Origin of the sequence: Pseudomonas sp. FW305-28 (genome assembly GCF_017351395.1) — a bacterium.
Taxonomy (GTDB): Bacteria; Pseudomonadota; Gammaproteobacteria; order Pseudomonadales; family Pseudomonadaceae; genus Aquipseudomonas; species Aquipseudomonas fluorescens_AA.
The window spans coordinates 1-14,644 of the sequence record NZ_JACNDD010000081.1 but is presented as its reverse complement, the minus strand read 5'-3'; the positions used below and the strand labels follow the sequence as shown (position 1 = coordinate 14,644).

Sequence of the window (14,644 nt, the reverse complement as noted above, 5' to 3'; positions counted from 1 at the left end):
TGCCCTGGTGATTACTTCTTCTTTTTCGGGGCGATGACCATGATCAGCTGGCGTCCTTCCATCTTAGGATGCTGTTCGACCGAACCGTACTCGAGCAGGTCTTGTTCAACCCGCTTGAGGAGTTCCATCCCCAGCTCCTGGTGGGCCATCTCACGGCCGCGGAATCGCAAGGATACCTTGGCCCTGTCCCCATCACTCAGGAAACGTACCAGGTTGCGCAGTTTTACCTGGTAATCCCCTTCCTCCGTCCCTGGACGAAACTTGATTTCTTTTACCTGAATCTGCTTCTGGTTTTTCTTCGCCGCGGCAATCTGCTTCTTCTTCTCGAAGATCGACTTGCCGTAGTCCATCACCCGGCAAACCGGTGGGACTGCGTCCGCGGAAATTTCTACCAGATCAAGCTTTGCTTCTTCAGCAATACGAAGCGCTTCATCAATCGAGACGATGCCAATCTGCTCGCCGTCAGCGCCAATTAACCGAACCTCGCGTGCCGAGATATTCTCGTTGATCGGGGCTTTCGGTGCAGCTCGTTTATCTTGTCTCATTTCACGCTTAATAATAATTACTCCAAATCTGGGCGACCACGCCGGGAAACCGCTTGCGCGAGGAACTCAGCGAATTCGGCGACGGGCATCGAGCCCAGGTCAGCACCTTCACGAGTACGCACAGCGACAGTCTGCATCTCGACCTCCCGATCTCCAATAACCAAGAGAAAGGGAACCTTGAGCAAAGTATGCTCGCGGATTTTAAAGCCGATCTTTTCATTTCTCAAGTCGGACTTGGCACGAAATCCGCTTTGGTTGAGAGTTTTTTCGACTTCAGCGGCAAAATCTGCCTGTTTATCAGTGATATTCATGATCACTGCCTGGGTCGGCGCCAGCCACGCAGGGAACGCGCCCTCGTAGTGTTCGATCAGAATCCCGACGAAACGCTCGAACGAACCGAGGATCGCGCGGTGAAGCATGACCGGGTGCTTGCGGCTGTTGTCTTCGGACACGTATTCGGCGCCCAGACGGATCGGCAGGTTAAAATCGAGCTGCAGGGTACCACACTGCCAGACGCGACCGAGGCAATCTTTCAGCGAGAACTCGATCTTCGGACCGTAGAAGGCCCCCTCGCCCGGCTGCAGGTCATACGCAAGGCCCGCGCTATCGAGGGCGGCGGCCAGGGCCGCTTCGGCGCGATCCCACAGCTCGTCGGAGCCGACGCGTTTTTCCGGACGAGTGGACAGCTTCATCTCGACTTCGGTGAAGCCGAAGTCCCGGTAGACGTCCATGGTCAGCTTGATGAAAGCGGCGGATTCGGCCTGCATCTGCTCTTCGGTGCAGAAGATGTGGGCATCGTCCTGGGTAAACGCACGCACGCGCATGATGCCGTGCAGCGCACCCGACGGCTCGTTGCGGTGGCAGGCACCGAACTCGGCCAGGCGCATCGGCAGCTCGCGGTAGCTTTTCAGGCCCTGGTTGAACACCTGCACGTGGCACGGGCAGTTCATCGGCTTGATGGCGTAGTCGCGGTTTTCCGACTGAGTGGTGAACATGTTGTCGGCGTAGTTGGCCCAGTGCCCGGATTTCTCCCACAGGCTGCGGTCGACCACTTGTGGCGTCTTGATCTCCAGGTAGCCGTTCTCACGCTGGACCTGGCGCATGTACTGCTCGAGCACCTGGTACAGGGTCCAGCCGTTCGGGTGCCAGAACACCATGCCCGGGGACTCTTCCTGGGTATGGAACAGGCCCAGGCGCTTGCCGATCTTGCGGTGATCGCGCTTCTCGGCTTCTTCGATGCGCTGGATGTAGGCCGCCAGCTGCTTCTTGTCCGCCCAGGCAGTGCCGTAGACGCGCTGCAACTGCTCGTTCTTCGCATCGCCACGCCAGTAGGCGCCGGACAGTTTGGTCAGCTTGAAGGACTTGAGGAAACGCGTGTTCGGCACGTGCGGACCGCGGCACATGTCGACGTATTCTTCGTGGTAGTACAGGCCCATGGCCTGCTCGTCCGGCATGTCTTCCACCAGACGCAGCTTGTAGTCCTCGCCACGGGCCTTGAAAACTTCGATGACTTCGGCGCGAGGGGTGACTTTCTTGATGACGTCGTAATCTTTCTCGATCAGCTGCTGCATGCGCTGTTCGATGGCGGCCATGTCGTCCGGCGTGAAAGGACGTTCGAAGGCGATGTCGTAATAGAAGCCTTCGTCGATGACCGGCCCGATGACCATCTTCGCGCTCGGGTACAGTTGCTTGACCGCGTGGCCAACCAAGTGCGCGCAGGAGTGGCGAATGATCTCCAGCCCCTCTTCATCCTTGGGCGTGATGATTTGCAGCGTGGCGTCGCTGTCGATGACGTCACTGGCGTCGACCAGTTTGCCGTTGACCTTGCCGGCCAGGGTGGCCTTGGCCAGGCCCGCGCCGATGGATGCGGCGACCTCGGCTACGGAAACCGGGTGATCGAATGAACGTTGACTGCCGTCGGGAAGAGTAATAGTTGGCATGGCGCCTCCTCTCCTAGTGGTGACCCCTACCAAAGGTCACGTGGGTTGGGATGAGCCAGTACAAGATCCAGTCCAGGCCATTCAATGACGAACGCCTGCCTTACAGCGGCAGGAGCCTTGCGGCCAACCGGGAAAACCGAACCAGAGTGACTGGGATTCAAATCGGGGTTATTCGGACTCTTTGCCACCGGGACGAACGAGCATCCACAGCCTGGAAATAGCCGAGCCCGGCATGCTAGCACAGATGAACGGTCGTCGATGCACAAGGCTGTCGCAGGAAGGCAAATCGTCTGCTTTTATGCCAGAGTGCTGAACTTGATCGGCCCTAGAGCCCTCGAATCACAGAACATCGACCCACAAGGAGCATCCCCGCATGCGTCTCAATACCCTGTTCGCCGTAGTCGCCCCCATTGTTCTGCTGCTGCCGTTGAGTGCCCACGCCGACTGGCCGAAGGGCGAGCGGGATAAATACATGGCCCAGTGCACCCAGGCCGCTACCCCGCAGATTGGCGCGGCGGCGGCGAAATCCCACTGCGCCTGTGGCGCCGACGCCATCAAGTCCTACCCGGCCTCGGACATCCAGGCGCTAATGGACAACAAGGCCACCCCGGAGCTTCAACAAAAAGCACTGGGCCAGATTGCAAAATGCAAGGCCACTGACAAGCCGAAAAAGTAAGGAAACAGGTCTTCCAGATAGACGCCACAAGGCTTAAAAACATTGATTTCAGGCTTTTTGGGACGATTTATTCAGGTTTTACAGCTTTTTTTATCGTCTTTACTTTCGGCTAAAAGCCTTTAAAACCGGGCCTTTCAGCGGGTAAAGGCGATAAAGTAAACACGACTGATTGGCAAACAACGCCTGCGGGGGGCTCCCAAATCGAACATTTCGACTATGATACCCGGGTGTGCCCAGTTGGCCTGAGCAGCACAGTACACTGAAAATATATGTTTCTTGGAGATACACCATGTCTAATCGCCAAACCGGCACCGTTAAATGGTTCAACGATGAAAAAGGCTTCGGCTTCATCACTCCTCAAGGTGGCGGTGACGACCTGTTCGTACACTTCAAAGCTATCGAAAGCGACGGTTTCAAAAGCCTGAAAGAAGGCCAGACCGTTTCCTTCGTGGCTGAGAAAGGCCAAAAGGGTATGCAAGCTGCACAGGTTCGCCCAGAGTAATTTCTCGGCGCACAAAAAAACCCCGTCCATGTGACGGGGTTTTTTATGGGCGATTGAAAACCATCAATCAGCCACAGTTCACCCGGTTGATCACCAGGTTGGCATCGGTATTGAGGTTCAGGCGATCGGAGCGGTACTCGAGCGTGACCATGTCGTTGGGCTTGAGGATCCGGGCATTCTGCGCGCCAGCACGGGTACGGGCCTGCTCCAGCAGCTGTGGCGAGGCCTTCTTGCCAATGGCGAACTCGGCGGCCTTTGCTTCGCAGCGGCTGTGACCGGTCTCGGCCGCCACAGGTTCGGGGGTCGATTCAGAGGTGCTGCTGCAACCGCTCAAGAACATGGCGGCCAGCAAAGTACTCAATGACGCGAGCTTCCAAGGCATGAAGCCTCCTTTTTTCGATGAATAAACAGAGAACGTGCGACAGCCCAAACGGCGCTTGGTTTCAACACCGCAGGCATCAGCCTGGGGAAAGCTGGCAGTTTGCCTGAGCCCGCTCCCGCTGTTCAGGCCTGAATCGTGACTGGATATGAACGCGGCTCAATAAACATCAATGTAATCGAAGGGCGGATTGGGCCAGTTGTCCTTCAGCGCGTTGTAGATCTGCATGACCCAGACCTCGTCGCTGGCAGCGACCCGGCCGACGTACCCCGAACCCTTCGCCCAAGTTTCGAGCCGAAACCGCAAACCCTCGATGTCAACGCCACCGACCACACCCGAGGACAAATAGGCGATGCCGTCCTTGGTCACGCGCAGCTGGGTATGCTCGTCGTCACTGGCCGAGGCCAGCAATTGACGAACCGCCTCGACGGTCAGGCCATCAGGAGCGTTCAAATCTATCTGCACGGCGAAGCTCCTTTGAAAAATAAAGGAACAAGTGTCGCACAGCCCTCCCCCAATGCCTAAGTCGCAGTGCCAAATCCCGGGCAAAAATGTTTAACTCAGCCTACAGACCTCCAACTCGCGAGCCCGACCATGAGCACCGTCAGTATCGAAGCCACCATCAATGCCAAATGGTCGGAGGGCCACAGCTCCTATAGCCCCGGAAGCCCGGAGGAACTGGCAATCATCTGCATAGAGTTGTTGGTGAAAGAGTTGGGGATAGAAGTCGCCCGCAACTTCATCCAGCAGACATTCGAGCGCTACCCGAGCATCGTCGACGCCGTGGATTGAGGCACGCGCCCGCAGGTCCAGCCTGGGGGCGCTATGCCAGGCAGATTACTTCAGGCGCGCCAGGCGCTCGGTCAGCAAGTCAAAGAACCCCTGGGCATCGCCGTTTTCCACCCAGAACGCGTTCTTCGGCGCTTTCAGGCCATCGTACCAGTCGACGATGGTCTGCCCGAACGTCGGGCCCTCGCGACTGTCCACCACGACATTGACCGAACGGCCAGTGAACAATTGCGGCTTGAGCAGGTAGGCAATCACGGTCGCATCATGCACCGGCCCGCCCGTCATGCCGTAGTGCTCCATGTCGCCCTTGACGTATTCGTTGAGGATATCGCCCACCAGCTTGCTGGCATTGTTGTTCAGCGCCGCGATCTGCTTCAGGCGCGCCTCGCTGGTGAGAATCTTGTGGGTCACGTCCAACGGCAGGTAGGTCAGCTTCACGCCGCTCTTGGCCACCACCTCGGCCGCCTGCGGATCGGCGAACAGATTGAACTCGGCCACCGGGGTGATATTGCCGCCGTTGAAGTGCGCACCGCCCATGATCACCACTTCCTTGATGCCCTGGACAATGTCCGGTTCCTGGACCAACGCCAGCGCCAGGTTGGTCTGCGGCCCCAGCATGGCAATGGTGATGCTGTGGGGCTTGGCCGCCTTCAGCGTGTCGATCAGGTAGTTGACGGCATTGCCTTCGGCGAGCCCCTTCTTCGGCTCGTGCACCGTGACACCCGACAGGCCTTCCTTGCCATGGATGTTTTCTGCGTAGATGGGCGTGCGCATCAAGGGTTTCGGCGCACCGGCGTAGACCGGCACGTCTTCGCGCCCCGCCCATTCACGGGCCAGGCGAGCGTTGCGCGAGGTCTTGTCCAGGCGCACGTTGCCGGCGACGGTGGTCAGCGCACGAATATGCAGTTCCTCGGGCGACGCCAGGGCGAACAGCAGCGCCACCACGTCGTCGGCGCCTGGGTCGGTGTCGATGATCAGGTCGATCTTTTCCGCCGCCTGGGCGCTCGTTGCAGTGATCAATGACAAAAGCAGCAGACTCCGGATCAGTTGATGCATTTTCTCAGCATAGCGGTGCATGGCGCACTCCTTGTGCAGGGTTGAACAGGGTTAGAACGTCACTCCAGCGACCAGCACGATATTGCAGTACGGCGAGCATTCGCCTGTGCGAATGATCGCCCGTGCCTGTCGGCTGATGACCTTGAATTGCTCATGGCTGACCAACGCCCGCTCACCCAACGCCCCCTCGGCATTCAGCGTCTCCAGGGTTGCCAGGGCCAACGGCTGCTTGTCGAGGATCTCCTCGGCCAGGACATGGCTTTCCACCTGCATTTCGCTGAGCACCACCTTCAAGGTGCTGACGAAGTCAGGAATGCCATGGGTCAGGGCCAGGTCGATCAATTCGACCTGGGGCGGCACGGGCAGGCCGGCATCCCCGATGACCACCTTGTCGCCATGGCCGAGGGAAGCGATCAGTCGGGACAGTGCCACATTCAATAACGGCGTCTTTTTCATGATTTGAAAGCCTGTACTTCCAGCAACGTGGGGATTGAAGGTTGCGCGCCGGCGCGGGTGACCGACAGCGCGGCGGCGACCTGGCCGAAACGAATCGCATCGACCTCGCTTTTGCCGCTGGCCAAGGCTGCCGCGAAGCCGCCGACAAAGGTATCCCCGGCGGCCGTGGTATCCACGGCCTTGACCCTCGGGGCCGGGAAATGCTCGAAGCTGGCGCCGTTGGCGAACATCAGCCCCTGGGCCCCCAGGGTGACGATCACCTTGCCGGCACCGGCGGCGATCAAATGCGCTGCGGCGGCCTCTGCGGTTTCCAGGGAATCCACCGCCAGCCCGCTCAGCACCGCGGCTTCGCTTTCATTGGGAATCAGATAGTCGATGCAGGCGTACCAGTCGGCGGGCAACGTATGGGAAGCCGGTGCAGGGTTGAGGATGACGATTTTGCCCAACTCACGTCCGCGCTTGAGGGCATGGCCGACGGTGGCATCCGGCACTTCGAGCTGGCAGACGATGACATCGGCGCTTTGCAGCACGTCATCGACACCGTCCAGGACCTCGGCGGTGAGCGCACCGTTGGCACCGGCGACGATAACGATCGCATTCTGGCTGTTGTCGTCGACGACAATCAGCGCCACGCCACTGGAGCCCTCCTCCACGCGGACCGCCTGGCAGTCGATGCCCTCGGCCAGCAATGCGCCGCGCAATTGCTCGCCATAGGCATCGTCGCCCACGCAGCCGACCATCCACACCTGCGCCCCCAGGCGCGCGGCGGCTACCGCCTGGTTGGCGCCCTTGCCACCCGGAATGGTGGCGAACGACTCGCCGATCAGTGTTTCACCGCCACGGGGCAAGCGCGGCGCCCGGGTCACCAGGTCCATGTTCAGACTGCCTATCACCACTACTTTTGCTGGCATACATCACTACTCATCAATTCGGTTCAGCGGTATTGGGCGAATGTACCGGACAGCGGTGCAGTCGACTCTCGCAAGACAATACTCGGCGTCACGATCCGCTGGTCGGTGGCAAGGCCCGGCGTAGCGATACGCCGCAGCAGCACTTCGGCCGCCATCTCCCCGAGCTGCAGGATCGACTGCCCCACCGTGGTCAACGCCGGGTAGACATAGCGGCTCATCTGGATGTCATCGAAACCGATGACCGACAGTTCGCTGGGCACGCGCACATTGCGTTCAGCCGCGGCGCGCAGCACACCGATGCCGATCATGTCGTTGGCCGCGAAGATCGCGCTGGGCGGCAGCTGTTCAAGCAGTTGCGCAGCGGCGCGGTAACCGTCGGTACTGGTGAAATCGCTCTCGAGCATGCGCTCGACGGGCAGCTCGATCCCGGCCTCTTTCAGCGCCCGGCAGTAACCGGCCAGGCGCATCTGCGCCACGCTGGTATCGGCCGGGCCGCCGATGAAGGCGATGTCGTGGTGACCCAACTCCAGCAGGTGCCGGGTCGCCAGGTAGGCGCCGTATTCATGATCGATGCGCACCAGGTCCGCGTCGACGCCCTCGAGCCCGCGGTCGACGATCACCATGGGCGTGCGCACGCTGGCCAGGCCCTCGGCCAGGCCGACATCGCCTCCGGCGGACGCGAAGATCAGGCCATCGATGCGTTTTTCCAGCAGCACCCGCAGGTAGCTGCGTTGCTTGTCCGGGTTGTCGTCGGAGTTGCACAGGATCACGCAATAGCCGTTGCGCTCACAGTAATCCTCGATGCCCCGGGCCAACTCGGCAAAGTAAGGGTTGAGGCTGTTGGGCACCAGCAGGCCGATGGTCGCCGTGGTCTTGGCCTTGAGCGACCGGGCCACGGCGCTGGGCACATAGTCCAGGCGCTCGATGGCCGCCTCGACCTTGAGCCGCACTTCTTCGCTGACCGGCCGCGTCTTGTTCACCACGTGGGACACGGTGGTGTAGGAAATCCCCGCGAGCGCTGCTACATCCTTGATCGTCGCCATGGTTCAACCCCGCCGACTGGCGCGCTGACTGCGATAGGTATCGAGCACGACCGCCACCACGATCACCGCACCGGTGATGATGCGCTTGGTCGGCTCGGTAGCGCCGATCTGCGCCAGACCCGCCGCCAGCACGGAGATGATCAACACGCCAAAGAAGGTACTGATGACCGAGCCTCGCCCACCCATCAGGCTGGTACCGCCGATGACCACCGCAGCGATCACCTGCAGCTCCAGCCCTGAGCCGGCGTTCGGGTCCGCGGCTTCCAGGCGGGAAATCTGGAACAACGCCGCCACGCCGGCCAGCAAGCCCATCAGGCTGAACACCAGGATCTTGTAGGGCTTTGGATTGATGCCGGCCAGGCGCACGGCTTCTTCATTGGTGCCGATGCCGATCAGGTAGCGACCGAACACCGTGCGGGTCAGCACCGCCTGGGCAATGAAGATCACCAGCAAGGCGATGATGAACGAAGGCGAGATACCAAAGGCGATGGGGTTGGACAGCCAGGCGAACGAGTCGCCGATGTAGGCGGTCCGGGAACCGGTCATCTGGTACGCCAGGCCCCGGGCCATTTCCAGCACGCCGAGGGAGACGATGAACGATGGAATCCGCCACGCAACGGTGATCGAACCGGTGACCGTACCCGCCAGCGCTGCCACGGCCATGCCGAGCAAGGCCGACGGCCAGACGCTCCAGCCCCAGCCGAGCACGGCCACGCTGACCGTCGAGGCCGCCAGTGCCAGCACCGAACCCACCGACAGGTCGATGCCGCCGATGATCAGGATGAACGTCATGCCGACCGCCAGCACCATCAGGTCGGGAATCTGGTTGGCCAAGGTGCTGAACGTGTCATAGGACAGGAAATGGCTGCTCAGGGTTGAGAACAGCGCGACCATGGCCAGCAGTGCGCCGGCCAGGCCCAGGTAGGTCCCGAGACCATAGAAGTTGCCACTCGATTTGCCGACGGCAGATGCGGTTTTCATGAAAAATCCCTAGGCGCTGCTTCGTTGAGCAACGCATCACGTTTCTGGTAGCCGGCGAATGCGGCGGCAAGCAAGTCATCCTGGGTCCAGCTGTCGCGCTCGAAGGTGTCGATCAGGCGCCCGGCGGACAGCACGCCGATTCGGTCGCAGATCAACATCAGTTCCCGCAGGTCACTGGACACCACGACCAGCGCCTTGCCCTGGCGAGTCAGCTCGCCGAGCAGCGCATAAATGTCGAATTTGGCGCCGACGTCGATGCCACGGGTCGGCTCGTCGAACAGCATGACCGCGCAATCGCGTTCAAGCCAACGACCGATCACGACCTTCTGCTGGTTGCCGCCCGACAGCTCGGACACCAACTGGGTCGGGCTGGAACTGCGGATGCGCATGGCATCGACCTGGCGCTGCGCCAAGGCCAGTTCGGCGCTGCCGTTGACCAGACCGGCACTGGAAATCTCCGGCATGTTACCCAGGGCAATGTTGGCGGCGATGGACTGCGTCAGCAGCAAGCCTTCGCCCTTGCGGTCTTCGGTGATCAACGCGATGCCATGGGCCACCGCATCGGACGGCGAGCGAATGCTCACCACCCGGGCCGGCGAACCCAGCGCCACCGTGCCGCTGTCGGCCGGATCGGCACCGAAGATCAGCCGCAACAGTTCGGTGCGCCCTGCCCCGATCAGGCCAGAGATACCGAAGATCTCGCCACTGCGGACTTCGAAGGACACGTCGCGGACCTTGTCGGAACGGGTCAGGCCTTTAACGGTCAACGCCGGCGCGCCGATCTGGCGAGGGCCAAGGTCGATATGCTCGCCCAGCTCCCGGCCGACCATCAGGGTCACCAGTTGCTCGCTGTCGTAGTTGGCCATCGGCTCGACGCAGACCAGGTTGCCATCGCGCAGTACCGCAATGCGCTGGGCGACCCGCGCCAGTTCTTCGAGACGATGGGAAATGTAGATGATCGACACGCCACGCGCCTGCAAGCGGGTGATCTGCTCAAAGAGCATTTCGACTTCGCGGGCCGTCAGCATGGCGGTCGGTTCATCGAGAATCAGCACATGGCAATCGCCAATCAGGTTGCGGGCGATCTCGACCATCTGCTGGTGACCGATCCCCAGCTCGCCGACCAGCGTGTCGGGATCGATCGCATCGAGCCCCACCTGGGCCATGGCCTCGATAGCCGCCTTGCGCAATTGCTTGCGACTGATCCAGCCGCCGTGGCTGGGCAGGTTGTCGAGGAACAGGTTTTCAGCCACGGACAGGGTCGGCAGCAGGTTGAGTTCCTGCATCACCATGCGCACGCCCAGCTCTTCAGCCTGGGTCCGGCTGCCAGGACGATAATCCTGCCCCTGAAATTGCATCTGCCCGGTCGTCGGCGTCACCAGCCCGCCGATGATCTTGGACAGGGTGCTTTTGCCGGCGCCATTTTCACCGGTCAGCGCCAGCACTTCACCGCGCATCAACGTCAGGTTGATATCGGCCAGTACCGGCTGGGCATAGGTCTTGCCGATACCGCTGACGCACAGGACAGCGTTCGGGTCGCGAACGGACATAACAAACTCTCCAATGCGCTCGCCCGGATGGGCGAGCACCGTTGTGGCGCCAGGATTACGGCTTGGTCACCAGCTCGACCGGAGTTTCGATAACGCCGTTGGTACCGCTGTCGACTTTTTCGCCCTTGAGCATCTTCAGCGCTGTTTCGATGCCGAACACGGCCTGCTTGGCGGCGAACTGGTCGGCAGTCGCCAGGACACGACCATCCTTGAGCATTGGCTTGATGGCGTTGATGTTGTCGTAGCCGACCACCTGTACTTTGCCGGCCTTGCCCGCCGCGCGCACGGCCGATACGGCACCGACCGCCATGCTGTCGTTGCCGGCCAGCAGTGCCTTGATGTTCGGGTATTCGCTGAGCATCGACGCGGCAACCTGGTTGCCCTTGTTGATTTCCCAGTCGCCGGATTGCAGGGACACGACCTTGACCTGCGCCGCCTCCATCGCATCCTTGAAGCCCGCGGTGCGTGCCTGGGCGTTGGTGGTGGTGGAAACACCTTCGATGATGCCGACTTCGTCACCGGCCTTGAGTTGCTTGGCCAGGTACTCGCCCACCAGCCGCGCGCCCTTGCGGTTGTCAGGGCCTACGAACGGCACGTTGATGTTCTTGCTCTTGACCACGGCCGGATCGAGTTGGTTATCGATGTTGATGACGGTGATGCCGGCATCCACGGCTTTCTTGATCACCGGCACCATGGCCTTGGAGTCCGCTGGCGCGATGATCAGGGCATCGACCTTGGACACGATCATCTGCTCGACGATGCGGATCTGGTTGGCGGTGTCGGTTTCATCCTTGATCCCGTTGGAGATCAGGTCGAAATCGGCGGAGTGTTCCTTCTGATAAGCCTTGGCGCCGTCTTCCATGGTCAGGAAGAATTCGTTGGCCAGGGATTTCATGACCAGGGCAACCTTGGGCTTTTCTGCGGTCTGGGCGAATGCCGAGGAGATAGGCAGCGCAGCGGATGCGGCCGCGAGCATGGCAACAGCGAGAAGGCGTCCAGCGAATGGCAACTTCATGGGTTCACTCCGATCTTATGATTATTGTGAGCAAATCAATGCACGGAACGCCGCGCAAACGTTTGCGTGAAGTGAACTATGGTAAGGCTTCGCAGATTTGTCAACGTTGCGGTTTGACCCGCAACGTCGAAACTCAGACCGTCGTATTGACCACCGAACCCGAACCGCTGCCCTTGGACAACTCCGTGACCAGGTGGCCGGTGACTTCCAGCAAAGCGCCACTGGTATCGGCGATCTGCCCCTGGACTGCCATGACCGCCGAAGTCTTGGCTTCCTCCGTGGCATAGTCGCGCGCCTGTGCAGCGGCCAGTTGCTGTTGCTGCTCCCTGAGCTGCTGCTGAAGCTCTTGCATCCGCTTGAGCAGCACCTGGACCGCCACGCTCTGGGTGCTGCCACCCTCCTGCGCCTGGTCGGTTGCTTCAGCGCCAGCGCCCATGCCCGTGCGGACCTTGCCCGAGGTTTGCGTTGTACCCAGGGCCTCATCGGCGGCCTGGTCTTCTGCCTCGCTCAAAGCCTTCAGGGTGGCGGCGGATTTTCCGCCGATGGTCACCGCTGCCGCATTGGGAAAGCCGATGGAAAACGACATGTCAAAACTCCATGAAGGGGGATTCCTACGAAGGTCATCGCCCGCCGAAGCCGTTTCTTTAGCGCCCACTGAAACCCGTCGATAGCTTCGTCACCCTGAGCGGCAACACCCGTGTACATCAGCCGATAAAAAATTCCTTTTTCCCACACCAAAACGAAAAAAGTGCTGTCAGACGATCTTCTTGAATTTTAAGTAGTTGCGTAAATGCCTACGGTTAAATACTGTATGCCCGTACAGCTTAATAAGGATAATCCTGTGGCCACCCCCTCCGCTGCAACCACCCCCTTAGATTCCTATACACGACTCGGCCTCCGGGTCTCGAAAATCATCAACGCCCCCACCGCGCAAAAAGCCAAGGCCGCCCTGATCTTCCGCCTACCCGACGAGCCGGTGGATGAGTGGGAGCGCCTCCTGGAAGAAATCGACGAGAACGACAACGTGACCCTCGCCTATCGCGACGATGGTGGTGTGCAGGTTTTCTGGGTTGTGCCGAAGGAAGATTGAGCCTGATGAGTGTTCGCTGTTTAGCTTTTTTGCTTGTGTTCATCGCCATGGGCGCACAGGCCGGTGCTCCGCGCACCTTCAACGAAGCCAAGAAAATCGCCTGGAAGCTCTATGCTCCGCAATCCACCGAGTTCTACTGCGGCTGTAAGTACACCGGCAATCGCGTGAACCTGGCCGCCTGCGGTTACGTACCGCGCAAGAATGCCAGCCGTGCTGCCCGCATCGAGTGGGAGCATATTGTCCCGGCCTGGCAGATCGGCCATCAGCGTCAATGCTGGCAAGAAGGCGGTCGCAAGAACTGCACCCGCTATGATCCAGTCTATCAACGGGCCGAGGCCGACCTGCACAACCTGGTGCCGAGCATCGGGGAAGTGAATGGCGATCGCAGCAATTTCAGTTTCGGCTGGCTGCCGGAGCAAAAGGGCCAATACGGCTCATGCCTGACCCAGGTGGATTTCAAGGCCAAGAAGGTCATGCCCCGCCCTTCCATCCGGGGGATGATCGCCCGGACCTATTTCTACATGAGCAAGCAATATGGCCTGCGCCTGTCGAAACAGGACCGGCGCCTGTATGAAGCCTGGGACAAGACCTACCCGGTCGAAAGCTGGGAACGCCAGCGCAACCAGAGCGTGGCGTGCGTCATGGGACGCGGGAACGAGTTCGTGGGACCGGTGGACATGAAGGCCTGCGGTTGACCTCGCATTTGTGAACAGCACAAAACCAACTGTGGGAGCGAGCTTGCTCGCGATAGGGACAGGCCAGTCAACATCAACGTTGGCTGATCCACCGCTATCGCGAGCAAGCTCGCTCCCACAGGTTTTGGGGCTTGGCTGACTTTTTGGACTGCCCGATTATTGAGCGGTCGGGTAATCCACCACCAACGTCTCGATGTTGCGTTTCTTCGCCCGGACCAGGGCGGCCGTGACCTGCTCCTGCTTGGCTTGGGCTTCGGCCTCGGAGCTGAAAGGGCCGACCAAGACGCGCTCCTTGCCGTTCTCCCGCACCACGCTCGACATGAAGCTGTGCTCGATGAGCCAACCGGTCAGGTCGCTGACAGCCTGCGGTGTCTCGCCACGAACCTCGACGGCCCACTGCGGCGCGGCAGCGACGGCCGGTGCGGAGGTGGCGGCGGGTTTCGGCTTCGGTGCTTCGACGTCACGCCCTTCACCGCATCCTGCCAGCACCAATACCGCGATAACCCAAGCCAATTTACGCACAACGTTTCCCCTGGAAGACATGAGGCATGGATTTTAGCACCCGTGCCTCTCAAGATCGCCGCAAACAATGCTCAAAACACGAGAATCCTGCCCGGCGTCTCTGTATAGTCGCACCCTGGGAATTAATGCTGCATCTGCACGTCAGAAAGAGGCACCCACATTGTGACACTTAGCACTAATCTATAAGCAGTACCGACATCTGCACTGTCTGAATCAGGTGCCCTATAAAGCAATCAAGGAGAACACCATGCTGATACTCACCCGCAAAGTCGGTGAAAGCATAAACATTGGTGACGACATCACGATCACCATTCTGGGCGTTAGCGGCCAACAAGTACGGATCGGCATCAACGCCCCGAAAAACGTTGCGGTGCATCGTGAAGAGATCTATCAGCGTATTCAGGCCGGCCTTACCGCCCCTGACAAGCCGCAAACTCCCTGAACATTGCAGCAGTCCGCAGCCAGCCCGTTTGCATCATCGCAATGGCTGGCTA

The 14,644-nt window shown here is 60.2% G+C and carries 19 protein-coding genes; 6 read left to right on the top strand and 13 right to left on the bottom strand.

What is annotated here, in order from left to right; all coding sequences use genetic code 11:
* Window positions 1-11 precede the first annotated feature (11 nt).
* Complete coding sequence (gene infC, locus J4E53_RS18940) at window positions 12-563, bottom strand: translation initiation factor IF-3 (protein WP_169432615.1); 552 nt, start codon at window positions 561-563, stop codon at window positions 12-14.
* Window positions 563-2,485: a threonine--tRNA ligase gene (gene thrS, locus J4E53_RS18935; protein ID WP_014337550.1), complete on the bottom strand. Its 1,923-nt coding sequence runs from the start codon at window positions 2,483-2,485 to the stop codon at window positions 563-565. Before thrS ends, infC begins: the two co-directional genes overlap by 1 nt.
* Window positions 2,486-2,858: 373 nt before the next feature.
* Here thrS and J4E53_RS18930 point away from each other — a divergent pair, with 373 nt between their 5' ends.
* Together J4E53_RS18930 and J4E53_RS18925 are read left to right on the top strand one after the other, a co-directional pair.
* Complete coding sequence (locus tag J4E53_RS18930) at window positions 2,859-3,161, top strand: hypothetical protein (protein ID WP_103308401.1); 303 nt, start codon at window positions 2,859-2,861, stop codon at window positions 3,159-3,161.
* A gap of 289 nt (window positions 3,162-3,450) precedes the next feature.
* Window positions 3,451-3,663, top strand: a complete 213-nt coding sequence (locus tag J4E53_RS18925) for a cold-shock protein (protein WP_003179963.1) — start codon at window positions 3,451-3,453, stop codon at window positions 3,661-3,663.
* A gap of 67 nt (window positions 3,664-3,730) precedes the next feature.
* On the opposite strand, the gene J4E53_RS18920 is transcribed toward J4E53_RS18925, so the two are convergent.
* Entirely contained in the window at window positions 3,731-4,045 is a 315-nt protein-coding gene (locus tag J4E53_RS18920) for an I78 family peptidase inhibitor (protein WP_060738177.1), read from the bottom strand.
* A gap of 156 nt (window positions 4,046-4,201) precedes the next feature.
* Window positions 4,202-4,507, bottom strand: coding sequence for a hypothetical protein (locus tag J4E53_RS18915; protein WP_060738178.1), 306 nt, complete (start codon window positions 4,505-4,507; stop codon window positions 4,202-4,204).
* Window positions 4,508-4,636: 129 nt separating this feature from the next.
* On the opposite strand from J4E53_RS18915, the gene J4E53_RS18910 reads away from it, so the two are divergent.
* Complete coding sequence (locus J4E53_RS18910; RefSeq protein WP_072405216.1) at window positions 4,637-4,834, top strand: hypothetical protein; 198 nt, start codon at window positions 4,637-4,639, stop codon at window positions 4,832-4,834.
* Window positions 4,835-4,879: 45 nt separating this feature from the next.
* Here J4E53_RS18910 and J4E53_RS18905 read toward each other — a convergent pair whose 3' ends face one another.
* From J4E53_RS18905 to J4E53_RS18870, 8 genes are all read right to left on the bottom strand, one after another.
* Window positions 4,880-5,908, bottom strand: a complete 1,029-nt coding sequence (locus tag J4E53_RS18905; RefSeq protein ID WP_072339745.1) for a nucleoside hydrolase — start codon at window positions 5,906-5,908, stop codon at window positions 4,880-4,882.
* Window positions 5,909-5,938: 30 nt separating this feature from the next.
* Window positions 5,939-6,343, bottom strand: a complete 405-nt coding sequence (gene rbsD, locus J4E53_RS18900; protein WP_060738181.1) for a D-ribose pyranase — start codon at window positions 6,341-6,343, stop codon at window positions 5,939-5,941.
* Window positions 6,340-7,254, bottom strand: coding sequence for a ribokinase (gene rbsK / locus J4E53_RS18895; RefSeq protein ID WP_103308402.1), 915 nt, complete (start codon window positions 7,252-7,254; stop codon window positions 6,340-6,342). The genes rbsD and rbsK overlap by 4 nt, the downstream gene beginning before the upstream one ends.
* Before the next feature lie 23 nt (window positions 7,255-7,277).
* Window positions 7,278-8,297: a LacI family DNA-binding transcriptional regulator gene (locus tag J4E53_RS18890; protein WP_103308403.1), complete on the bottom strand. Its 1,020-nt coding sequence runs from the start codon at window positions 8,295-8,297 to the stop codon at window positions 7,278-7,280.
* A gap of 3 nt (window positions 8,298-8,300) precedes the next feature.
* On the bottom strand, window positions 8,301-9,278 hold the full coding sequence (locus J4E53_RS18885; RefSeq protein ID WP_060738184.1) for an ABC transporter permease: 978 nt from the start codon (window positions 9,276-9,278) through the stop codon (window positions 8,301-8,303).
* Window positions 9,275-10,828: a sugar ABC transporter ATP-binding protein gene (locus J4E53_RS18880; RefSeq protein WP_103308404.1), complete on the bottom strand. Its 1,554-nt coding sequence runs from the start codon at window positions 10,826-10,828 to the stop codon at window positions 9,275-9,277. Before J4E53_RS18880 ends, J4E53_RS18885 begins: the two co-directional genes overlap by 4 nt.
* 55 nt (window positions 10,829-10,883) lie before the next feature.
* Window positions 10,884-11,843, bottom strand: coding sequence for a sugar ABC transporter substrate-binding protein (locus tag J4E53_RS18875; protein WP_060738186.1), 960 nt, complete (start codon window positions 11,841-11,843; stop codon window positions 10,884-10,886).
* A gap of 133 nt (window positions 11,844-11,976) precedes the next feature.
* Window positions 11,977-12,429, bottom strand: coding sequence for a hypothetical protein (locus tag J4E53_RS18870; protein ID WP_103308405.1), 453 nt, complete (start codon window positions 12,427-12,429; stop codon window positions 11,977-11,979).
* A 204-nt stretch (window positions 12,430-12,633) separates the two neighbouring features.
* On the opposite strand from J4E53_RS18870, the gene J4E53_RS18865 reads away from it, so the two are divergent.
* Window positions 12,634-12,933, top strand: a complete 300-nt coding sequence (locus J4E53_RS18865; RefSeq protein ID WP_053121397.1) for a DUF1654 domain-containing protein — start codon at window positions 12,634-12,636, stop codon at window positions 12,931-12,933.
* A 5-nt stretch (window positions 12,934-12,938) separates the two neighbouring features.
* Window positions 12,939-13,628, top strand: coding sequence for an endonuclease (locus J4E53_RS18860; protein ID WP_060738188.1), 690 nt, complete (start codon window positions 12,939-12,941; stop codon window positions 13,626-13,628).
* Window positions 13,629-13,784: 156 nt separating this feature from the next.
* Here the strand turns inward: J4E53_RS18860 and J4E53_RS18855 are convergent, their stop codons facing one another.
* The gene (locus J4E53_RS18855) at window positions 13,785-14,150 is read right to left on the bottom strand and encodes a penicillin-binding protein activator LpoB (protein ID WP_103308407.1); all 366 of its coding nucleotides are present in this window, start codon (window positions 14,148-14,150) and stop codon (window positions 13,785-13,787) included.
* Between the two features lie 247 nt (window positions 14,151-14,397).
* On the opposite strand from J4E53_RS18855, the gene csrA reads away from it, so the two are divergent.
* Window positions 14,398-14,592 (top strand): carbon storage regulator CsrA, encoded by a 195-nt coding sequence (csrA, locus tag J4E53_RS18850; protein ID WP_003179932.1) that lies wholly within the window; start codon window positions 14,398-14,400, stop codon window positions 14,590-14,592.
* Window positions 14,593-14,644: the final 52 nt, after the last annotated feature.